This is a genomic window from Clostridium sp. OF09-36 (assembly GCF_003481985.1).
In the GTDB taxonomy this organism is placed as follows: Bacteria; Bacillota; Clostridia; order Lachnospirales; family Lachnospiraceae; genus Brotaphodocola.
Genome location: NZ_QUMD01000012.1, coordinates 71,133 through 91,801, shown reverse-complemented (window position 1 = coordinate 91,801; position 20,669 = coordinate 71,133). Strand labels below are relative to the sequence as shown.

19 protein-coding genes and 4 pseudogenes are annotated in these 20,669 nt (G+C 49.5%); 2 read left to right on the top strand and 21 right to left on the bottom strand.

All coding sequences use genetic code 11. The features are described 5' to 3' along the window. Positions 1–9 precede the first annotated feature (9 nt). The 8 genes and pseudogenes from DXA97_RS11190 to DXA97_RS11155 form a co-directional block, all read right to left on the bottom strand. Complete coding sequence (locus DXA97_RS11190) at positions 10–768, bottom strand: ABC transporter ATP-binding protein (protein ID WP_118720110.1); 759 nt, start codon at positions 766–768, stop codon at positions 10–12. A gap of 1 nt (position 769) precedes the next feature. Continuing rightward, entirely contained in the window at positions 770–1,831 is a 1,062-nt protein-coding gene (locus DXA97_RS11185) for a branched-chain amino acid ABC transporter permease (RefSeq protein ID WP_118705847.1), read from the bottom strand. Positions 1,832–1,840: 9 nt separating this feature from the next. Then, positions 1,841–2,722, bottom strand: coding sequence for a branched-chain amino acid ABC transporter permease (locus tag DXA97_RS11180; RefSeq protein ID WP_118720108.1), 882 nt, complete (start codon positions 2,720–2,722; stop codon positions 1,841–1,843). Positions 2,723–3,061: 339 nt separating this feature from the next. Beyond that, the gene (locus tag DXA97_RS11175) at positions 3,062–4,276 is read right to left on the bottom strand and encodes an ABC transporter substrate-binding protein (RefSeq protein ID WP_118720106.1); all 1,215 of its coding nucleotides are present in this window, start codon (positions 4,274–4,276) and stop codon (positions 3,062–3,064) included. A 162-nt stretch (positions 4,277–4,438) separates the two neighbouring features. After that, positions 4,439–5,443 (bottom strand): NAD(P)H-dependent glycerol-3-phosphate dehydrogenase, encoded by a 1,005-nt coding sequence (locus DXA97_RS11170; RefSeq protein ID WP_118540746.1) that lies wholly within the window; start codon positions 5,441–5,443, stop codon positions 4,439–4,441. A gap of 2 nt (positions 5,444–5,445) precedes the next feature. Continuing rightward, positions 5,446–6,084 carry a glycerol-3-phosphate 1-O-acyltransferase PlsY gene (gene plsY, locus DXA97_RS11165; protein ID WP_118720104.1) on the bottom strand — a complete coding sequence of 213 codons (639 nt, stop codon included), beginning with the start codon at positions 6,082–6,084 and terminating at the stop codon, positions 5,446–5,448. Continuing rightward, positions 6,085–7,412: pseudogene (gene der, locus DXA97_RS11160) on the bottom strand (ribosome biogenesis GTPase Der). Further along, a complete protein-coding gene (locus DXA97_RS11155) occupies positions 7,405–8,781 on the bottom strand; it encodes a DUF512 domain-containing protein (RefSeq protein WP_118720102.1) in 1,377 nt (458 codons plus the stop codon). Before DXA97_RS11155 ends, der begins: the two are co-directional and overlap by 8 nt. A gap of 271 nt (positions 8,782–9,052) precedes the next feature. Between DXA97_RS11155 and DXA97_RS11150 the strand changes: the two are divergent. Then, positions 9,053–10,260 (top strand): annotated as a pseudogene (locus tag DXA97_RS11150) (ribose-phosphate pyrophosphokinase). A 153-nt stretch (positions 10,261–10,413) separates the two neighbouring features. On the opposite strand, the gene pgeF reads toward DXA97_RS11150, so the two are convergent. From pgeF to rplS, 6 genes and pseudogenes are all read right to left on the bottom strand, one after another. Then, complete coding sequence (gene pgeF, locus DXA97_RS11145) at positions 10,414–11,277, bottom strand: peptidoglycan editing factor PgeF (RefSeq protein WP_118720138.1); 864 nt, start codon at positions 11,275–11,277, stop codon at positions 10,414–10,416. A 26-nt stretch (positions 11,278–11,303) separates the two neighbouring features. After that, the gene (locus DXA97_RS11140; RefSeq protein ID WP_118705676.1) at positions 11,304–11,660 is read right to left on the bottom strand and encodes a YraN family protein; all 357 of its coding nucleotides are present in this window, start codon (positions 11,658–11,660) and stop codon (positions 11,304–11,306) included. A 26-nt stretch (positions 11,661–11,686) separates the two neighbouring features. Beyond that, a pseudogene (locus DXA97_RS11135) lies at positions 11,687–12,330 on the bottom strand (ribonuclease HII). A gap of 2 nt (positions 12,331–12,332) precedes the next feature. Continuing rightward, positions 12,333–13,193: a ribosome biogenesis GTPase YlqF gene (gene ylqF, locus DXA97_RS11130; protein WP_118705672.1), complete on the bottom strand. Its 861-nt coding sequence runs from the start codon at positions 13,191–13,193 to the stop codon at positions 12,333–12,335. Positions 13,194–13,340: 147 nt separating this feature from the next. Next, positions 13,341–13,886, bottom strand: coding sequence for a signal peptidase I (gene lepB / locus DXA97_RS11125; RefSeq protein WP_118720100.1), 546 nt, complete (start codon positions 13,884–13,886; stop codon positions 13,341–13,343). A gap of 157 nt (positions 13,887–14,043) precedes the next feature. Further along, positions 14,044–14,391, bottom strand: a complete 348-nt coding sequence (gene rplS / locus DXA97_RS11120; protein ID WP_118532592.1) for a 50S ribosomal protein L19 — start codon at positions 14,389–14,391, stop codon at positions 14,044–14,046. Positions 14,392–14,679: 288 nt separating this feature from the next. Between rplS and DXA97_RS11115 the strand changes: the two genes are divergently transcribed. After that, positions 14,680–16,269 carry a potassium/proton antiporter gene (locus DXA97_RS11115; RefSeq protein ID WP_118720098.1) on the top strand — a complete coding sequence of 530 codons (1,590 nt, stop codon included), beginning with the start codon at positions 14,680–14,682 and terminating at the stop codon, positions 16,267–16,269. 1 nt (position 16,270) lies between these two features. Here DXA97_RS11115 and trmD read toward each other — a convergent pair whose 3' ends face one another. The 7 genes and pseudogenes from trmD to nth all read right to left on the bottom strand — a co-directional run bounded on the left by trmD (position 16,271) and on the right by nth (position 20,668). Then, a complete protein-coding gene (gene trmD / locus DXA97_RS11110) occupies positions 16,271–17,023 on the bottom strand; it encodes a tRNA (guanosine(37)-N1)-methyltransferase TrmD (protein ID WP_118705666.1) in 753 nt (250 codons plus the stop codon). Positions 17,024–17,049: 26 nt separating this feature from the next. Next, positions 17,050–17,562 (bottom strand): ribosome maturation factor RimM, encoded by a 513-nt coding sequence (gene rimM / locus DXA97_RS11105; RefSeq protein WP_118541211.1) that lies wholly within the window; start codon positions 17,560–17,562, stop codon positions 17,050–17,052. A 65-nt stretch (positions 17,563–17,627) separates the two neighbouring features. Next, positions 17,628–17,855, bottom strand: coding sequence for a KH domain-containing protein (locus DXA97_RS11100; RefSeq protein ID WP_118532606.1), 228 nt, complete (start codon positions 17,853–17,855; stop codon positions 17,628–17,630). 17 nt (positions 17,856–17,872) lie between these two features. Next, positions 17,873–18,115, bottom strand: a complete 243-nt coding sequence (gene rpsP / locus DXA97_RS11095; RefSeq protein ID WP_118532608.1) for a 30S ribosomal protein S16 — start codon at positions 18,113–18,115, stop codon at positions 17,873–17,875. 87 nt (positions 18,116–18,202) lie between these two features. Beyond that, positions 18,203–19,562 (bottom strand): annotated as a pseudogene (gene ffh / locus DXA97_RS11090) (signal recognition particle protein). 42 nt (positions 19,563–19,604) lie between these two features. Next, the gene (ylxM, locus tag DXA97_RS11085) at positions 19,605–19,946 is read right to left on the bottom strand and encodes a YlxM family DNA-binding protein (protein ID WP_118540770.1); all 342 of its coding nucleotides are present in this window, start codon (positions 19,944–19,946) and stop codon (positions 19,605–19,607) included. 86 nt (positions 19,947–20,032) lie between these two features. Then, positions 20,033–20,668: an endonuclease III gene (gene nth / locus DXA97_RS11080; RefSeq protein WP_118541213.1), complete on the bottom strand. Its 636-nt coding sequence runs from the start codon at positions 20,666–20,668 to the stop codon at positions 20,033–20,035. Position 20,669: the final 1 nt, after the last annotated feature.

Here is a 20,669-nt window from a genome sequence, read left to right as displayed (position 1 = left end):
TCCAACCTCCTACTCTCCAAGATAAGCCGTGATAACGCGCTTATCGTTCAGTACTTCTGATGTCTGGCCCTGGGTCAGAACCTGACCAAAGTTTAATACAGTCAGTTTCTCGCAGATGCCGGAAACCAGCTTCATGTCGTGCTCGATCAGAAGCACCGTCATATCGAAATGGTCGCGCACAAAGCGGATGGTATCCATCAGCTCTGCAGTCTCGTTCGGGTTCATGCCGGCAGCTGGCTCGTCCAGAAGAAGAAGCTTCGGATCCGTTGCGAGGGCACGCGCGATCTCCAGCTTTCTCTGCTTACCATAAGGAAGGTTGGATGCTTTATAATTACACTCCTTGTCCAGGTCAAACACCTTTAACAATTCCATGGCACGGACATTCATCTCTTTCTCTACCTTATAGTAACGTGGGAGACGAAAGATTCCTTCGATCGTGGAATACGGATGATGGTTGTGCAGTCCGACCTTTACGTTGTCCAGAACACTTAATTCCTTGAACAGACGGATGTTCTGGAAGGTTCTCGCGATTCCTGCCTGGTTGATCTCAATAGTATTCTTGCCGGTCAGCTCTTTTCCGTCCAGAAAAATAGAACCGTGATCTGCCTTATAGACACCGGTCAGCAGGTTGAAGACTGTGGTCTTACCTGCTCCGTTTGGTCCAATGAGGCCGTAAAGCTGTCCCTTTTCGATGGTCAGGCTGAAATTGTCGACTGCCTTTAAGCCACCGAATGAAATGCCGATATTTTTTACTTCCAGCATAGCCATATTATGCAGCCTCCTTTGCAGATTTCTTATGTTTAAACCGGTCCATAAATACGGAACGCATCTCGATTACTTTCGGGCTGGAGGTGAAGATCATCATAACGATCAGCACGATCGCATAGATCAGCATACGGTAATCGTTCAGTCCGCGTAAAAGCTCTGGAAGCATAGTCAAAATGAGCGCTGCGATCATGGAGCCGCGGATGTTGCCCAGTCCGCCCAGAACCACGAATACCAGGATCATGATGGACATGTTGTAGCCGAAGTTTTTCGGGGTTGCTGCCAGGGAGGATAAGTTATGTGCATATAACACACCTGCCACGCCAGCCAGTGCTGCTGAGATTGCAAATGCCATCAGCTTATATTTGGTGATATTGATTCCCACAGACTCTGCCGCAATGCGGTTGTCACGGATGGACATGATCGCACGGCCGGTACGGGAATTGATCAGGTTCAGTACGATAAACAGAGTCAAAAGTACCAGAATGATACCTACCGTGAAAGTTGCTGCCTTCGGGGTACCGGTAATACCCTGTGCACCCTTGATGATGACAACGCCATCTGCTCCCATGCCAAGGGAAGTGGTATCCTTGATGGAGAAATGGAATCCGTTGGAATCCAGTCCTACATACATTACGTTGATCAGGTTTTTAATGATCTCGCCAAACGCAAGCGTTACGATCGCAAGATAGTCACCCTTCAGACGCAGTACCGGAATACCGATGATAATTCCGAATACGCCAGCAACTGCTGCACCGATGATGAGTGCCAGGAAGAAACGCATGCCCACAGACGGGATCACATTTTCCATGCATTTTGTGAAAAATGCGCCGGTAAACGCACCGACACACATGAAGCCTGCATGTCCAAGGCTTAACTCACCCAGAATACCAACCGTTAAGTTTAACGATACAGCCAGGATCACATAAATACAAAGCGGAACCAGAAGTCCCTTTAACAAACTTGTCATATTTCCGGTCGCAGTTAAGATCTGCACCAGGATCCAGCAGGCGATCACAATTGCATAGGTGATGCCGTTCTGGACAAATATACTGTTCTTCTTCATTCCATTCACCTACACTTTCTCCGTAATCTTTTTGCCCAGGATTCCGGTAGGACGCACCAGAAGCACCACGATCAGCACAGCAAACACGATCGCATCGGAAAGCTGGGAAGAAATATATGCTTTGGAAAGGTTCTCGATCACGCCTAGCAGAACACCACCAATAAATGCGCCCGGAATCGAGCCGATTCCACCGAATACAGCTGCCACGAATGCCTTGATACCAGGCATGGAGCCAGTATAAGGAGTCAGGGACGGATATGCGGAGCAAAGCAGGGCACCTGCGACTGCTGCCAGCGCGGAGCCGATCGCAAAGGTGATCGCAATGGTGCTGTTGACGTTGATACCCATCAGCGTTGCAGCGCCGGTATCCTCAGATACCGCCAGCATAGCCTGACCAACCTTGGTCTTGTTGATAAAGGTTGTCAGCACCACCATAATGACAATACAGCTGATGATCGTAACCATGGTAACACCAGAAATAGACAACGCACCACCAGCCAGCTTTAAGCTTGGCACGTTCACAACGGATGTGAACTGACGCGCGTTGGAGCCAAAGATCAGCAGCGCCACGTTCTGCAGCAGATAGCTGACACCGATGGCTGTAATTAAGACCGCAAGGGAAGATGCGCCGCGCAGCGGTTTATAAGCCACACGTTCGATTACAACGCCAAGCACCGTGCAGGCGATGACTGCAACCAGCACGCCTGCAAGCGGCGGAAGTCCCAGGGTGCTGACCATGGTAAAGATCACAAAGCCACCAACCATAATAATATCACCATGAGCGAAATTCAGCATTCTCGCAATACCATAAACCATGGTATAACCCAGCGCAATGATCGCGTAGACACTGCCCAGGCTGATTCCATTGATCAAATAAGACAGAAAACTCATGTACCTACCACCTCTTTACTTTTTTCTATAAAATAAAACATAACTGGAATTATAACATAGTCATATTTGAAGTTCAAGCAGAAGTTCGCGAAGCTGCACCATTTGTCCGCAAGGCAAAGACAAACCTGCAAAGCGTCGCAGACGTGGACATACAAAAGAGGAATCCGAACTTCAACCAGTGAATATGTCATTTGTGGCTTTGCACTGCGCAAAAGCAAAAGAAAAGAGGACCGTCTGCTCAAGACGATCCCCTTTTGGATAGTACATTGTCATTCACACATATGTGCCAGGCAACGTGATTCCATTTTTTTGCACATTAACATTGCGGAAACCGCAAAATTACTGCATCTCGTACTCGCCGTTTACGATCTTAACAGCCTTCGGTGCCTTGTTCGGCTCGCCGTTTGCGTTCCAAACCATGCCTGTACCAGTCAGACCATCGATAGAGATCTCGGTCATAGCCGGCTTTAATGCATCACAGATATCGGAAGCGCTCATATCGGCGGTAACGCCAGCCTGCTCAACTGCTGCCTTGATTGCGTAAATTGCATCGTAGGAATCTGCAGCGAACTGGTTCGGCTCGATGCCGTAAGCTGCTACATAAGCCTCAGTGAATGCCTTACTGCTCTCCTCAGTGGTGGAGAACGGGGTTAAGAGCATCAGACCCTCTGCCAGGGAAGTATCGAAGTTCGTTACAGAAAGGATACCATCCATACCGTCACAGCCAAAGAAGATCGGAGCGAACTCTTTGTCGTGTGCCTGCTTTAAGATGATGGAAGCCTCCTGATAATAGATCGGAAGGAATACCAGCTCTGCGCCAGCGTCTTTTGCCTTGTCAAGCTGTACGGAGAAGTCGGTGTTGCTGTCTGCGGTAAATGCCTCGTCAGCTACGATCTCCAGACCCTGGTTTGCTGCCTCTGCAACAAATGCCTCACGGATACCAGAAGAATACTCGGTAGAGCTGTCGTAGATGATCGCGATCTTGGTAGCCAGCTTGTTCTCGCCAATGTACTTAGCGGAAGCAGTACCCTGATCCGGGTCAGCGAAGCATACGCGGAATGCGTTATCGGTTGCTACGCACTCAACTGCGGAACCGGACGGAGTGATCAGGAACATGTTGTCAGCCTCTGCCTCTGCACCTACAGCGATACACGGTTTGGAAGTGGTCGGACCGTCTAATACCTGCATACCCCAGTCTTTTAAGGTGTTATATGCGTTGATGGATTTCTCCGGATCGTTCTCGTCATCCTCAGCCTTGGTCTCGATCATCATACCGTTGATACCGCCAGCCTCGTTGATCTCCTTTGCTGCCAGCTCTGCGCCGTTTGCTACTGCATTACCGTAAGCTGCGCCTGCACCGGTTAACGGTCCGATGACACCAACTTTTAAGGTGCCGCCTTCTGCTGCTGCCTCAGTCTCTGCACCCTCTGCTGCTGCAGTGGTCTCAGCATCGCCTGCTGCCGCGGTAGTCTCTGCCGGCTTGCTGCCGCCACATGCTGCTAAAGATGCTGCCATCATAGCTGCCATACCAAAACTAAGCAGTTTTTTCTTCATAATATTTCCTCCTCTTAATGAAAACAGGCTTCCTGAACCTTCAGGAAGCCGTGCCCTTAAAGCTGAATTAATTATAGTAGTCCGAAAAACACTTGTCAAGAACTTTCTTGCGTTAAAGTGAAAACAAAGTGAAATATTGCGGGATTTCCGTTCAGAAAATTCCTACCACGGAATATTTTTACTTTCCACTGTTTTATCCCGCAGCATCAGGTCTGCCACTGCTTCTTTTGCGGATTTTCCATCAAAAAGCACTTCATTGACCGACTCGATGATCGGCATGGAAACCTGGTATTTACGTGCAAGGGCCAATCCCGCCTTTGCGGAATAGACGCCTTCAACCACCATCTGGACCTCATCCATGGCTTCCTTCATGGTATAGCCTTTTCCGATGAGGATACCGGCGCGGCGGTTGCGGCTGTGCATGCTGGCACAGGTTACAATCAGGTCGCCGATCCCGGTCAGACCGCCAAAGGTCTCTGCCTTTCCGCCCATCGCGATGCCGAGACGGCTGATCTCAGCCACACCGCGCGTAATGAGCGCTGCCTTGGTGTTGTCACCATAGCCAAGGCCGTCTGCGATTCCGGCTGCCAGGGCAATGACATTCTTTAATGCACCGCCAATCTCGATTCCCAGGATGTCCGGGCTGATATAGACACGGAATACCGGACTCATAAAGATATTCTGGATTTTTTCTGCCGTTTCACGGGTCTTTGCACCTGCCACACAGGTGGTCGGAAGGCCGCGGCTTACTTCCTCCGCATGGCTTGGTCCGGAAAGGACGGCCACATCCGCTCCCGGAAGTTCTTCTTCGAGAATGTCCGTCAGCGTCATCAGGGTTGCTTCCTCGATTCCCTTCGCCACATTGACCACAAGCTGTCCCTCTGCTAAAAACGGTTTCATCTTTTTTGCAGTCTCCCGCACATAGATGGAAGGAACCGCAGTCACCAGAAGATCTTTATCTTTCATAGCTGACGCTAAATCTGCCGTAAATTCCATGTCATCCGGAAGCACCAGGTCCGGAAGTGTTTTTAAGCCTCTGGTTTCTTTCAGGCTTTCCACCTCTTTTTCAAAAGCGGACCATACGGTTACCTGATGTCCGTTCGCAGAAAGCAGGGACGATAACGCGATACCCCAGCTTCCGGCTCCGATCACACCGATTCTTGCCATAGTCACGATTCCTTTCTGGCACCCAGCTTATTCTCTGTGCCGTTTAACAGTCGTTTGATGTTTGCGTGATGACGCCAGATTCCCATAACAGAAATCAGGCCTGCCAGCACATAAAATTCGGTCAAATGCGCCGCCACAATGCCAAAGTCACCGCGTGCGCCGCAGATTACCATACCGATAAAGAAACAGATCATCACCAGGATCGATCCTAAGGAAACATAGCGGGTGATGGCTACTGCCGCCGCAAATACCACCAGACAGACCAGCATAACCCGCCAGTCTGTAGAAGCCAGAAGCCCTGCGGATGCCGCAATGCCCTTTCCTCCTTTAAAGCCCATGTAAAACGGGAAATTGTGTCCCAGGATCACACCAAATCCGGTGTAAAGTAAGTATACATACAGCATTTCCGGCTGGCTGCGGAATAAAAGCCGGGTCAGCAGGCAGGCAACGATCATCTTGCCTGCATCGCCTAAAAATACGATCAGTCCCGCTTTTTTGCCCATCACACGGAGGACATTCGTGCTGCCGGAGTTTCCGCTTCCATAGTTGCGGATATCCATATGTTTGGATCGGCTGTAAAGATAACCGGTCTGAAACAGACCGAACACATAACCCATGATCAGACAGACTGCCCGTTCCATTTAGTTCTCCTTTCCATTTCTTTCACGGATCAGGAATTTTAGAGCGGTACCCTTAAATCCAAAGGATTCGCGGATCCGGTTTTCTAAGTATCTCACGTAGGAGAAATGCATCAGTTCTTTGTCGTTTACAAAGATTACGAAGGTCGGAGGCTTTACCGCTACCTGGGTCATGTAATAAAGCTTTAAGCGCTTGCCCTTGTCAGACGGCGGCTGCTGCATGGCAACGGCCTCGGTCATGATCTCGTTGAGCACACCGGTCGCAATACGCAGGGTCTGGTTCTCGCGGACCATATCGATCAGCTCGAACATCTTATTCATACGCTGTCCGGTCACTGCGGAAATGAATACCATCTCTGCATACTGCATGAAGGACAGGGTGTCCTTGATCTTTCTGGTAAATTCGTAGATGGTCTTGTCGTTCTTCTCGACTGCATCCCACTTGTTCACAGCCACGATGATGCCCTTGCCGCGGTCATGGGCAATACCGGCGATTTTCGCATCCTGCTCGGTCACACCCTCGGTCGCATCGATGACCAGAATGACCACATCGGCACGCTCTACGGCAGATACGGTACGGATGATGCTGTAGCGCTCCAAATCTTCCTTGATTTTGCTCTTGCGGCGGAGTCCTGCCGTATCGATGAAGATATACTCGGTTCCGTTGTAGACAACCTCGGTATCGACTGCGTCACGGGTTGTTCCTGCGATGTTGGAAACGATCACGCGGTTTTCGCCAAGCAGCTTATTAATAATAGAAGATTTTCCTACGTTCGGCTTTCCGATGATAGCTACACGCGGGCGCTCATCCTCTTCTTCCTCTAACTGGTCTAAGGTGAAGTGCTTGGATACTTCATCCAGCAGGTCACCGATTCCCAGACGGGAAGCTGCGGATACCGGGATCGGGTCACCGATTCCCAGGTTGTAGAACTCGTAGACATCGTTTCCAAATTTCTGGATGCTGTCTACTTTATTGACTGCTAAAACAACCGGCTTTCCGGATTTGCGGAGCATGTCTGCTACTTTGGAGTCGGAATCCTGCAGGCCCTGACGTACATCCACAATGAAGATGATGACGTCAGCAGTGTCGATCGCGATCTGTGCCTGCTCACGCATCTGCGCAAGAATGATGTCACGGCTGTCCGGCTCAATACCGCCGGTATCGACCAGGGTAAAGTTCATGTTCAGCCAGGTGCAGTCCGCATAGATTCTGTCTCTGGTTACTCCAGGGGTATCCTTTACGATGGAGATGGTCTCACCTGCCAGTACATTGAACAGGGTGGACTTTCCCACGTTCGGGCGCCTACAATGGCAACGATTGGTTTACTCATATGTGATCTCCTTTAATTCATAACCGTCATAAACGGTATCTTGTTCTTCTTCCAGGCCAAGAACGGCATCCACCAGATCCTGACCGCTTGATTTTACAATATTCACCGGGACTTGTAAAGCATTTTGCACATCCGTGCGGGTAAGGTCGTCGAGAAGTGTTTCCTCTCCACTTCGGAACATACAGATTGGAAGCAGCAGTCTCTCGCCCAGAGGCACCACAGAAAGCTGTTTTTCCAGATCCTGGCCGGTGATCAGTCCGGCTACCGTAATGCTCTCTCCAAAAAAGTCATTGCGGATTGCATACAGATTCACCTTTTTCTGCGGAAACTTCGCCTCGATCTTATCCAGCTGTTTACGCAGATACGGATAAGCCAGACGTCCGGTTGCAATGGACAATGTCTCTGGCTTTACCTGCAGTTTTTCCGGAAGTGCCTCCAGGGCTTCCGTTACTTCGCTGTCCAGAAGCCGCAGCATACCCACACCGTTTTCCAGCTGCGGGAAACCATCATACCGTTCTGTCTCCGGGAGTTCCCGCTCTGCCAGGATATAAAACTCATCGCTGGCATGGATAAAATGGATGCCATACTGCTCATACACGATCTTCTGCCACTTTTCAATAATGTCAATGGCACTCTCCGCATCTTCTTTTTCAAATGGCTTTAACGGATACAGTCCGTCCCGGTATTTGGAAAGTCCGACCGGCACGACCGAGGCACTCTGCATATATGGAAGATACTTTGTCATATCCCGGATGGTATGGTCGAGTTCTTCCCGGTCATTGACCCCCTTGCACAAAACGATCTGCCCGTTCATGGGAATCCCGGCTTCGCAGAGGCGGTCGATCTTCTTTAACGCGTCTCCCGCAAACCGGTTATGAAGCATCTCACAGCGCAGCTTTGGATTGGTCGTATGGACCGAAATGTTGATCGGTGCCAGTTTAAAATCAATGATACGCTGGATGTCGTGTTCCTTCATATTGGTCAGGGTCACATAGTTTCCCTGCAGGAACGAGAGGCGGGAGTCATCGTCCTTGAAATAAAGTGTTTCCCGCATGCCCGGCGGCATCTGGTCGATGAAACAGAAAATGCACTTGTTGCTGCAGGATTTGTAATCACTCATAAGGCCATTCTCAAAGGTAATGCCCAGATCCTGGTACTCATTTTCGATCTCCAGCTCCCACTGCTCTCCGTCTGCCTTTTCCACCAGCATGACCATGCTTTCACTGTCTACATAATATTCATAATCAAAGATATCTTCTACTTCATTTCCGTTGATCGTGAGCAGGCGGTCGCCCGGCTCTAACTCCAGCTCCTCTGCGATGGAACCCGGATCAACGGATTTTATCAGATGACCTTTTTGTTTCTTCATATAATATCCTTTCTGTATTGCACTCTTTTCATCATAACAAGATTCCTGTTCTTTGTCAAAGCTATCCGCACATGCTTTCTGATGATTTCTAATTGATTTCTAATAATTTCTCATGAAAACACCCGATTTCCATGTATTTTTTTATAAAATACCCGTGAACTCTTGACGCACTCCTTTTTTAAGGATATAAATAGGATGAATTCTGTTGCTGTCTGCATTCTGTATGCAGCAGCCAAAAACCACAATATTCTACCTGAAGGAGTATGTACCAATGGCTAACAACTATGTGTTTAATGACATTCTGCCGGTAGCGCCGTTAAAGCTCGCTGCCCTGGAAAGCTGTAAGAATCTGGCAACCAAGGTAAACGACCACATTGTTACCTTCCGCCGCAACGACACCGAGGAACTGCTTCGCCGCAAGCAGGACTTAAACTACCGCGGCTACGATGTCGATTCCTATCTTCTGGACTGCAAATGCCCGCGTTTTGGTTCCGGCGAGGCGAAAGCTGTCATCAATGAATCTGTCCGCGGCGTTGACCTTTTCGCCATGGTGGATGTCACCAACTACAGCATCCCGTACAGTGTCTGCGGTTACACCAACCATATGTCCCCGGATGATCATTTCCAGGATCTGAAACGACTGATCGGTGCTTCCGTTGCTACCGCACACCGCGTCAATGTTGTTATGCCATTTTTATATGAAGGCCGTCAGCACAAGCGCACCAAGCGTGAATCCTTAGACTGCGCTATGGCGCTCGAGGAGCTGATCTCCATGGGTGTCTCCAACATCATCACCTTTGACGCCCACGACCCGCGTGTCCAGAACGCGATCCCGCTTAGCGGCTTTGATAACTTCATGCCGACTTACCAGTTTGTAAAAGCCCTGTTCACCCACGACAAATCCTTAAAGATCGACAAAGACCATCTGATGATCATCAGCCGGATGAGGGTGCCATGAACCGTGCTGTTTACCTGGCTAACAATCTGGGCGTTGACATGGGCATGTTCTATAAGCGCCGTGACTATTCCAGAGTCATCGATGGCCGCAACCCGATCGTGGCTCACGAGTTCCTGGGTACTTCCGTAGAAGGCAAGACCGTTCTCATCATCGACGATATGATCGCATCCGGTGAGAGCATGCTGGATACCGCACGGGAATTAAAGGATCGCAAGGCAGAAAAAGTTATCATCTGCTGCACGTTTGGCCTGTTCACCAGCGGACTGGAGAAGTTTGACCAGTATTACCAGAACGGCTACATTGACTACGTCATCACCACCAACTTAAACTACCGCCCGAAAGAGCTGTTAGACCGCGAGTGGTACCTGGAAGCTGACATGAGCAAGTACCTTGCCGCCATCATCAACTCCTTCAACCATGACGTTTCCATCGGCGCTGCACTTTCCCCGACCGAGAAGATCCAGAAGCTGGTAAAGCGGTATCACAACGATGGCTACGATTACTTCCAAACGATCCAGTAAATTTACGTGGAATCGGATCCGCCCTGTCCGGTTTTTCCTCTGGAGCAGACTGGCAGACACCAAAATACTTTAAGCATGAAAAAAGAACTTTACACAGTATACCATCTGCTGTGTGAAGTTCTTTTTTTAGAAAATAGTAATGGTTCCTGGTGCTCACTCTTTGAGTACCAGAAAAGCTGCCAGGTTTCCCCGCTCCGTTCCCATGATCCGGTGGGAAAAGAGATGTTCCGGATTGCAGCGCGTGCAAATGTCCGTCGTGTGAATCTGGTCTTTTGGGATTCCTGCCTCGTTTAATATGATCTGGTTTGCCCGCCACAGATCCACCTGGTATTTTCCATTTTCTTTCCGGTAAAACAATTCTGCATGATATTTCTTTGCGAAGTTTCCTGCAAATTCCTCAGCCACCTCCGGTCCTACCTCAAAGCAGTCCTGGCAGATGCTTGGCCCGATGCATGCGACCACATCCACAGGATCCGTTCCGTACTCACGGTTCATGGCCTCCAGGGTCGCTTTTCCCATGCGGTGCACGGTTCCGCGCCAGCCGGAATGGGACAGGCCGATTGCCTTATGAACCGGGTCCACAAAGTACAGCGGGACACAGTCCGCATAAAACGTCACCAGCGTAATACCCGGAATGTTGGTGATCAGTCCGTCCATATCCTGGTAATCCCGCTCTTTCCCGATGCCTTTTCCTGCGTCTGCTTCTGTCACGGTCCGCACGTTTATCGTATGTGTCTGATAGGAAAGTACCATACGATCCACATCGGTACCCAGAATTGATGCCATGCGGCGGTAATTTTCCATCACATGCGCGGGGTCATCGTTTCTAGTGAAGCTAAAATTCATTGTGGAGAAAACACCCTCGCTGGCACCGCCATGACGGGTAGAAAAAGCATGACTCACCAGACCGGTTTCGTCCAGAGCAGGAAATGCCAGATAGGTGACGCCGTTTTTCTCACGGATTTCGATTTCTGGAGGGTTGCTGTTTTGCTTACGGATCCACGCTTGCTGTTCCATCTTCTCATCTCCTATATCGTATTCTTTCATTCAAATGCATCCCGGATCCAGCTAATCTGGTCTCCCAGAATACTCACAACATCAAAGCGGCATGGCATGTTTTCCCGGTAACGGCGACTGTACAGATAAAACTGCGCTGTATAGCGGATTTTCTGCTGTTTGGCATAACCAACTGCCTCTGCAGGCATTCCATTCCGGGCTGTTTTCCGGTACTTTACCTCAAAAAACACCAGATAACGCCCGTCCCGCCCAATCAGATCAATCTCTCCCTGACGGCAGCGGAAATTGTGTTCCAGAATCTTCACACCCTGACGCGTCAGATACTGTGCCGCCAGATTCTCCTTGATGGTTCCAGTCTCCCGTTTATTTTCTTTATTTTCCATTCAAGTTCCCCGGAATTTTTTCCTCACTACACAAAGTTTTTGATAAAGGTTCTTCTGTGAATCGGCGTCGGTCCGAATTCTTTCAGCGCCGCAATATGTGCTGCAGTTCCGTATCCCTTATGTTTGGCAAATCCATATTCCGGGAATAAGGTGTCGTACTCCAGCATCATATGGTCCCTGGTCACTTTGGCCAGGATGCTGGCTGCCGCAATGGAAACGCTCTTGGCGTCACCCTTGATGATCGGCACCTGATTGATCGCCACGCCTGGGATCGTCACGGCATCATTCAATAGCAGATCCGGCTGTACCGGAAGTGCGGCAATGGCCTGACGCATCGCCTCGTAGGTTGCCTGCAGAATGTTGATCTCATCGATCACATCCGGTCCCACAATGCCGACACTCCACGCAACGGCCTTTTCCTTGATTTCCTCAAACAACGCTTCCCTGCGCTTCTCAGAAAGCTTTTTGGAATCATTCAAAAACAGGATTTCACAATCCACCGGCAGAATTGCCGCACCGGCTACCACCGGACCTGCCAATGGTCCACGTCCTGCCTCATCGATCCCACAGATCGCGCTGCAGGCTGCATAAGTGTCCTCATACTCCCGCATCAGGCTAGGCGGGCACGCTCTGCCTCCAGCTTTTCTCCCTTTAATGTCCGAAGTGCCATGGTTACGCCTCCTCTGCCTTCTTCACCGGCGGGAACTCCAGGGTAATGCGTCCCAGTTTTCCGCTGCGGTAATCGTCAATTACCAGCGCTGCCGCACGGCTGTAATCCGGCTCGCCGCCCTTGGCCAGGCATCCGCGTACCTTGGCCACCTGGATCAGCAGGTTTTCGTCGGAAGATTCATCAATCTTATAACGGTCTTTTAAGACATCCGGATAATGTTTCTGAAGCAGTTTTAAAAGTTCCAGAGCCAGCTCATCTTTATTTAAGATTTCATCGTTGATGGAACCGATGAACGCCAGCAGCAGTCCCACTCTCTGATCCTCAAACTTCGGCCAGAGAATCCCAGGAGTGTCTAAAAGTTCCAGTGTCTTGTTCAAACGGATCCACTGGTTGCCTTTGGTCACACCAGGCTTATTTCCAGTCTTCGCGCAGGCTTTTCCGGCAAAGGAATTGATAAAGGTAGATTTTCCTACATTCGGGATTCCCACTACCATGGCACGGATCGGACGGTTCATGATACCTCTGCGGCGATCGCGTTCAATCTTCTCTTTGCACGCTTCCTGTACGACACCATGAATCTGTTTTAATCCTGCCCCGCTGCGGGAATTGATTTTCACCACATAGTAACCTTTTTCCTTAAACCATGCAGTCCAGGTCTCGTTGTAACGCTCGCTGGCCAGATCGGACTTATTTAAAAGGATCAGTCTTGCCTTGCCCTTTCCAAGTTCATCAATATCCGGATTGCGGCTGGCTAACGGCACACGGGCGTCCACCACTTCAATGATCAGGTCAATGAGTTTGATGTCTTCTTTCATGGCACGTTTTGCTTTGGTCATGTGCCCTGGATACCACTGTATATTCACGGATTTTCCTCCTGTATAATCTGTTTTCTATTCTGTTTCATATTCTGTGTGTCTCTGCTGTGTTCTTTTTTGCAGCTTTCCTGTTCCCGCACAAAGACAATTTCCATTTCCGTTTTTCCACTTTTTCAAACGGCATTCTGTTTTCCGTCAGGACCGGATCAGGCCGATCCGGATCAGCGGAAACAAACGCAGCCACACCTTTCCGATGATCTGGTCCTCCCGCACATTGCCGATGTTTGCGAAGCGGCTGTCTTCACTGCTGTCCGGGTTATCCCCGAGAAGAAAATATTCCTGTTCTTCCAATTTAACCGGTTTTTCTGCCAGTCCGGCAAGGGAAATCTTGCGGTCTTCCGGGAGTGCAACCTTTTCCTGGTTCACATAGAGTTCCCCATCTATGATCTGAATCTCGTCTCCCGGAATTCCGACCACGCGCTTTACATTCGTCTTCAGGTCTTCCCGCTCAAACACCACCACATCCATACGGTCCGGTTTTCCAATCTCGTAGGTCAGGCGGTTCATCAAAACAATGTCGCCGGAGCTTAAAAGCGGATGCATGGACTGGCCATTTACGGTAACCTGCGTTCCAAAAAATACCAGGCAGAACCAGGCAAACGCCAGCACGACTACCACATCCACGATCCAGCCACATATTTTCCGGATCAGATTCTGTTCTTCATTCTGATAAAAATCCACGTAACAGCTCCTTTACGATATGCGTGTAAAAAAATAGGAAGTTGCAAGCAACCTCCCCTTTTCCAATTACGCAAAGAAAAACCGGGTCTTTCTAGTTTTTCCATGCGTAACTACGCAGAAAGGGACAATTTTCATTGTCCCCCTCATCCACGCAAAATTATTTTACTAACTCTTTAACCTTAGCAGCTTTACCTACTCTGTCTCTTAAGTAGTTCAGTTTTGCACGTCTTACTTTACCTCTTCTAACAACCTCGATGTTGTCTACGAATGGGGAATGAACCGGCCAGGTCTTCTCAACGCCGATGCCGTTGGAGTTCTTACGAACGGTGAAAGTCTCTCTTGCGCCGCCGTTCTGTCTCTTGATTACGGTACCCTCAAATACCTGGATTCTCTCACGGTTACCCTCTTTGATCTTGTTGTAGACCTTAACGGTATCGCCTACGGAAAACTCCGGTACGGAAGCCTTTAACTGTGCTGCTTCAATGTTCTTAATAATTTCGTTCATTTGTGTGATCCTCCTTCATATGTTTGATGTTCTTTAATGCTTCTTCCGCAACAGAGGAACATCTCTTTTCTCGTCACAACAGTGTTATGATATCACATGGCCAGATAAATTGCAAGCACTATTTTTGCGAATTTAACGTGAATAAAGATACCGTTAAAAAGCAAGCACACATCCGAAAATGGTTTGACGAACTACTTTTTTCATCGCTATAATACCTTACATCTCTACTTATAAAAATAAACAACACGTAATGCAACTCTTTGCATTGCCGCTGGAAAGGAGCGCTTTATGAATCAGATCCTGCTGCTCACCGGAATTGTGATCGTAATCTGCATTTTATCCGGCCGTCTCATCGATAAACTGGGCGTCCCTTCCCTTCTTGCGTTTATCCTGTTGGGCATGTGCTTTGGAGTGGACGGTATCTTTAAAATATCCTTCGATGATTATCAGTTCAGTGAGCTGATCTGTTCCGTCAGCCTTATTTTCATCATGTTTTACGGCGGCTTCGGCAGCAACATCAAAGAGGCAAAGCCGGTCATTCCCCAGGCTATTCTGCTTTCCACAATAGGAGTTCTGCTCACAGCCGGAATTACAGGCCTGTTTATCCACCTGGCATTCAAACGCCCGCTTCTGGAAAGCTTTCTGGTGGCCTCTGTCATCGGCTCTACCGATGCTGCCTCTGTATTCAATATCCTGCGTTCCAAGAGCCTGAACTTAAAAGACAACACTGCTTCTCTCCTGGAAATTGAGTCGGGATCCAACGATCCTGTCTCCTATATGCTGACGGTGATCTTAACCTCCATCCTTACCGGGCATTCGGTCCACGTGCCATCCATGCTGTTTTTCCAGGTTGCATTCGGCATAGGCTGCGGCGTGTGCATTGGAAAACTCACTGCCCTTCTCTTAAATAAAGCAGAATTCGATATTGCCCAGGGCAAGACGATCCTTGTCTTTGCAGCAGCCATACTCGCCTACACCATTCCTGATCTGATCGGCGGGAACGGATATTTGAGCGTGTACCTGTGCGGGATCATTCTGGGGAATTCCTATCTTCCCCACAAGCGGGATATGGTGCGGTTTTTCGATGTTCTGACCGGCGTTGCGCAGATGATGATCTTTTTCCTGTTGGGACTGCTCGTCACACCAAGCCAGCTGCCGCAGGTGATCCTGCCCTCTTTTGTGATCATGGCATTCTTAACACTGATCGGACGTCCGTTATCTGCAGCGATACTTTTATCTGGTTTCAAATCTTCATTCGGGCAGATCGGATTGGTATCCTGGGCCGGCTTGCGGGGCGTCGCATCCATTGTGTTTGCCATCTATGTCGTTTTGCGCCAGGTGCCGCTCGGCTATAACCTGTTCAACCTGGTCTTTTGCATTGTGCTGTTATCGATTTCCATTCAGGGTACCCTTCTTCCCTGGATGTCAAAAAAGCTCCGCATGATCGATGAACACGCCGACGTGCGCCGTACCTTCAATGATTATCAGGAAGAAGAAAACATCAGCTTCGTGAAATTTCATCTGCTTTCCCAGCATCCCTACGTTGGGAAATGCTTAAAAGAAATCACGCTGCCGCCTAAGCTGCTCGTCGTGGTACTGATCCGCGGGAATGAAATTCTGGTTCCTAACGGAGACACCTGCTTAAAAGCCGGAGACCTCATGGTTGCGGCAGCAGAAGAATTCCGCGACCGGAAAAACATGACACTTCGGGAAATCACCGTAGACAAAAATCACAAATGGAATGGAAAATCCCTAAGTCACATTCCAATGCCGGAAGGGACTCTGGTCGTCATGGTTTCACGGCAAAAAGAAACGATGATACCCACAGGGAATACCATCGTGTATGAGGGAGATGTGCTGGTTTTGGCAAAATTCTAATTTAACAGGAAGGAGTTTCTTCCTTCTCCGCCATCAGCTCCGCCAGATACTGCCGCTCTTTCTTCGACAGATTTGCGTCTTCCAGAAGGTCTGGTCTGCGCTCTAAGGTCCGCTTAATGGACTGCTGCCGTCTCCAGGTCTCGATATTCTTGTGGTGTCCGGAAAGAAGCACCTCCGGCACGCGCATGCCCTCATAAACCTCCGGGCGGGTGTACTGCGGGTACTCTAACAGATTGTCGTGGAAGGACTCGATCTCTGCGGATACATCGTTGTTTAAGACACCCGGCACCAGGCGGGAGATGCAGTCGATCATGACCATGGCCGGAAGCTCACCGCCGGTCAGCACATAATCGCCCACGGACAGATAATCCGTTACGATCAGCTCCAGGGCGCGTTCGTCAATGCCTTCATAATGGCCGCATAAGAACACCAGGTCTTCTTCCTGCGCCAGTTCTTCCGCGATCTTCTGGTTGAAGGTCTGGCCCTGCGGGGTCATGTAAAGCACGCGCGGGCGCTTGCCGATGCGCTCGCACAGCGCCTCATAAGCATCGCAGACCGGTGCTGCCTGCATGACCATGCCAGCACCGCCGCCGTATGGGGTATCGTCCACATGACCGTGTTTTTCTTTCGTGTAATCCCGGATGTTGACCGCCTCAATGGAGAGCAGGCCTTTTCCGGCTGCCCGGCCGATGATGCTGGTGTTCAGACCATTTAGCACCATCTCCGGGAACAGGGTTAAAATATGATAATTCATCGTTCTGGTTTCCTCCTGTCTTTCCCTTACAGATCCAGAAGACCATCTAAAATGTGAACGGTAACAGTCTGGGTCTCCAGATTGACATCCAGAATGCACTGCGGAATGGCCGGGAACAGGTATTCCTTGCCTTCCAGGCTCTTGATCACGTAGACATCGTTCGCACCGGTCTGTAGGACATCGGTCAAGGTACCAAACTCCTCTCCCTCATCGGTCACGACCTTCAGACCGATCAGATCCGTGATAAAGTTCTCGTTCGGAGCCAGCTTGACTGCCTGGTCGCGGCGGATCAGCAGATCCTTGCCTTTGTATTTCTCAATGTCGTTGATATTATGAAACTCCTTGAACTTTAAGATGACCATATTTTTAAAGAACTTTACACTCTCGATGGATAATGTCATCTGCTCTCTTCCGGTATCAAGGATGACTGTTTTCAATTTTTTAAAACGATTCACATCGTCGGTTGTAGGGTACACTTTGACCTCACCGCGTACACCGTGGGTGGATGAGATCACACCAACTCTTAAGGTATCCTCCATCATTTTGTTCCTCCTATACAAAAAGAAAAACTGCCGCAGGAAAACCCGACGACAGTTTCTAATGGTTACTGTATATCTACAACAACCTTTTTTTCTTCTTTGGAAGCGGCTGCCTTGACAACGGAGCGGATTGCTTTCGCGATGCGTCCCTGTTTGCCAATCACCTTTCCCATATCAGATGGGGCAACCTTTAATTCAATAAAAGTGCCGCTTTCCTTTTCGGTCTCGGTAACAACCACCTCGTCCGGATTGTCAACTAATGCTTTTGCAATAACCTCAACCAGTTCTTTCATAGCGATCACCTCTCAGATTACTGAATACCAGCGGTCTTCAGAAGCTTTGCTACACGGTCGGTCGGCTGTGCGCCGTTTGCTAACCACTCCTTGGTAGCCTCCTCGTCAAACTTGATAACGCTCGGCTCCTGGTTCGGATCGTAAGTACCAACCTCAGCGATGAATCTGCCATCTCTTGGGGATCTGGAATCTGCAACGATGACTCTATAGAAAGGTTTCTTCTTAGCACCCATTCTTCTTAATCTCATCTTTACTGCCATGTCAATTTCACCTCCTTAAAATTATACTGTTCATTTATCAACAAATACAGAAATGCTCTGTACTGTCACCATGTAAGCTGCCTTAGATTAGAAAGGCATTTTCAGCTTTCCGAGCATACCGCCCAGTCCGCCGCGTCCACGCTTGCCGCCCATCATGCCAGGAGCTGCTTCATCATCTTTTTCATCTGATCAAACTGCTTGGCAATGCGGTTTACCTCGCTGATATCCACTCCTGCGCCCTTTGCGATACGCTGTTTGCGGGAAGGATTTAAGAGGCCCGGATTCGCGCGCTCTTCTTTTGTCATGGACAGGATGATGGCCTCCACGCGGTCCATGGACTTTTCGTCCACCTCCGGGATTCCGCCTTTCATCTGTGACATGCCCGGCATCATGCTCATGATACTGGTCAGTCCGCCCATTTTTTTGATCTGACGCATCTGGTCCAGGAAATCGTTGTAGTCAAACTCTGCTTTGCGCAGCTTCTGGCTCATTTCCTTTGCCTTTTCCTCGTCAACCTCCATCTCGCTTTCTCGATCAGGGTGAGGATATCTCCCATGCCCAGAATACGGGATGCCATGCGGTCCGGGTAAAACTGTTCCAGATCGGAAAGTTTTTCGCCCATACCTATATATAAAATCGGCTTTCCGGTTACGGCCCGGATGGAAAGGGCTGCACCGCCTCGGGTATCGCCATCCAGTTTGGTGAGGATGACTCCGTCGATACCGACTTTATCCTGGAAATTGGATGCTACATTGACTGCGTCCTGACCGGTCATGGCGTCTACTACCAAAATCGTCTGGTCTACGTTCACAGCCTCTTTGATGTTCTGAAGTTCCTCCATCATGCCTTCATCGACGTGAAGACGTCCGGCGGTATCTAAGATCACCACATTGTAGCCATTCTTTGCCGCGTGCTCCATAGCGGCCTTTGCAATGTTGACCGGGTTCTGATTCTCTCCCATGGAGAAGACCGGAACACCCTGTTTGTCTCCGTTGATCTGGAGCTGCTGGATTGCTGCCGGACGGTATACGTCACAGGCAACCAGAACCGGCTTGCGGCCCTTCGCCTTCAGCTTTCCTGCGATCTTCGCTGTCGTTGTCGTTTTACCTGCACCCTGAAGACCTGCCATCATGATGACGGTAATCTCATTGCCAGGCTTTAATGCGATTTCCGTTGTCTCGGAGCCCATGAGGCGGATCAGTTCTTCGTTAACGATCTTGATCACCATCTGGCCCGGCTGTAAGGAACCAAGCACTTCTTCGCCAACGGCGCGTTCCTGAACGGAGCTTATGAACTGTTTTACAACCTTGAAGCTTACGTCTGCCTCTAAGAGAGCCATTTTTACTTCCTTAAGAGCAGTCTTTACATCCGCTTCGCTTAAACGGCCTTTGCCGCGCAGGTTTTTAAACACGTTCTGCAGTTTATCGGATAAGCTTTCAAACGCCATAGGTAACCTCCTGTTCAGAACCGATCACGGCGTCTGCCGAAATCAAAGTTCCATGATGTCGTTGGAAATCTGTTCAATCTCGTCGATCAGATTTTCATCTTTTGTTTCTTTGAAAATCCGGGTCTTCTTATGGATTTCCTCTACCATGCGGCGTGTAGTCTGGAATTTGCTGATCAGATGCAGCTTTTCTTCATACGCGCTCAAGGTTTTGTCACAGCGCTTGATGAGGTCGTGAACTCCCTGACGGCTGATCCCGTTCTCTTCTGCGATCTCGCTCAAGGACATGTCATTGTATACCACATCCTCGTAGATGCTGCGCTGATGATCTGTGAGCAGTTCTCCATAAAAATCATAAAGTAAACTTTGTTTTACAATGCTTTCCATAACATCACCTTGGCTATCATACACGAAAGTGATGTTGCTGTCAAGTATTTTTTCTTGACACCGCAAAAAAATTTTCTATAACTTTTCTATACCCCGTTTTTCGGGCAGATGTCGTTTAAGCAGCACCGGTCGCAGTACGGCTTTGTGCGGGCCGTGCAGACCTCGCGTCCGTGCCACACCAGACGGTGGCAGAAATCGCTCCCCTCTTCCGGCGGAACCAGCTTCCAAAGTGCCATTTCTACTTTTTTTGGCTCTTTGATGCCGTCCACCAGTCCCATGCGGTTCACCAGGCGGATGCAGTGGGTATCGGTAACGATCGCCGGTTTGTGAAACACATCGCCCATAATGAGGTTGGCGCTCTTTCTTCCCACGCCCGGAAGCTTTAACAGCGCGTCAAAATCCTCCGGGACCTTTCCGCCGTACTCATCGCGCAGCATTTTCATGCAGGCGCTGATGTCGCGGGCTTTGCTCTTTCCCAGTCCGCACGGCTTTACGATCTCTTCGATCTCTTCCACCGGTGCGTCCGCGAGTGCGTTTACATCCGGAAATTTCTCGTAAAGAGCCGGAACGACTTTATTTACCCGCTCATCGGTACACTGTGCTGCCAGACGCACACTCACTAAAAGCTTCCACGCCTCTTCATAATCCAGCGTACAGTCTGCATCCGGGTAGGCTTCCTTCAGTCTTTGGATAATTTCCAGGGTCTTCTGTTTTTTTGTCATA

Excerpts from the sequence above, each read along its gene's own strand:
- DXA97_RS11190 (WP_118720110.1), bottom strand. The coding sequence starts at position 768 with ATGGCTATGCTGGAAGTAAAAAATATCGGCATTTCATTCGGTGGCTTA.
- DXA97_RS11185 (WP_118705847.1), bottom strand. The coding sequence starts at position 1,831 with ATGAAGAAGAACAGTATATTTGTCCAGAACGGCATCACCTATGCAATT.
- DXA97_RS11180 (WP_118720108.1), bottom strand. The coding sequence starts at position 2,722 with ATGAGTTTTCTGTCTTATTTGATCAATGGAATCAGCCTGGGCAGTGTC.
- DXA97_RS11175 (WP_118720106.1), bottom strand. The coding sequence starts at position 4,276 with ATGAAGAAAAAACTGCTTAGTTTTGGTATGGCAGCTATGATGGCAGCA.
- DXA97_RS11170 (WP_118540746.1), bottom strand. The coding sequence starts at position 5,443 with ATGGCAAGAATCGGTGTGATCGGAGCCGGAAGCTGGGGTATCGCGTTA.
- plsY (WP_118720104.1), bottom strand. The coding sequence starts at position 6,084 with ATGGAACGGGCAGTCTGTCTGATCATGGGTTATGTGTTCGGTCTGTTT.
- DXA97_RS11155 (WP_118720102.1), bottom strand. The coding sequence starts at position 8,781 with ATGAAGAAACAAAAAGGTCATCTGATAAAATCCGTTGATCCGGGTTCC.
- pgeF (WP_118720138.1), bottom strand. The coding sequence starts at position 11,277 with ATGGAACAGCAAGCGTGGATCCGTAAGCAAAACAGCAACCCTCCAGAA.
- DXA97_RS11140 (WP_118705676.1), bottom strand. The coding sequence starts at position 11,660 with ATGGAAAATAAAGAAAATAAACGGGAGACTGGAACCATCAAGGAGAAT.
- rplS (WP_118532592.1), bottom strand. The coding sequence starts at position 14,391 with ATGAACGAAATTATTAAGAACATTGAAGCAGCACAGTTAAAGGCTTCC.
- DXA97_RS11115 (WP_118720098.1), top strand. The coding sequence starts at position 14,680 with ATGAATCAGATCCTGCTGCTCACCGGAATTGTGATCGTAATCTGCATT.
- trmD (WP_118705666.1), bottom strand. The coding sequence starts at position 17,023 with ATGAATTATCATATTTTAACCCTGTTCCCGGAGATGGTGCTAAATGGT.
- rimM (WP_118541211.1), bottom strand. The coding sequence starts at position 17,562 with ATGGAGGATACCTTAAGAGTTGGTGTGATCTCATCCACCCACGGTGTA.
- DXA97_RS11100 (WP_118532606.1), bottom strand. The coding sequence starts at position 17,855 with ATGAAAGAACTGGTTGAGGTTATTGCAAAAGCATTAGTTGACAATCCG.
- rpsP (WP_118532608.1), bottom strand. The coding sequence starts at position 18,115 with ATGGCAGTAAAGATGAGATTAAGAAGAATGGGTGCTAAGAAGAAACCT.
- ylxM (WP_118540770.1), bottom strand. The coding sequence starts at position 19,946 with ATGGAAAGCATTGTAAAACAAAGTTTACTTTATGATTTTTATGGAGAA.
- nth (WP_118541213.1), bottom strand. The coding sequence starts at position 20,668 with ATGACAAAAAAACAGAAGACCCTGGAAATTATCCAAAGACTGAAGGAA.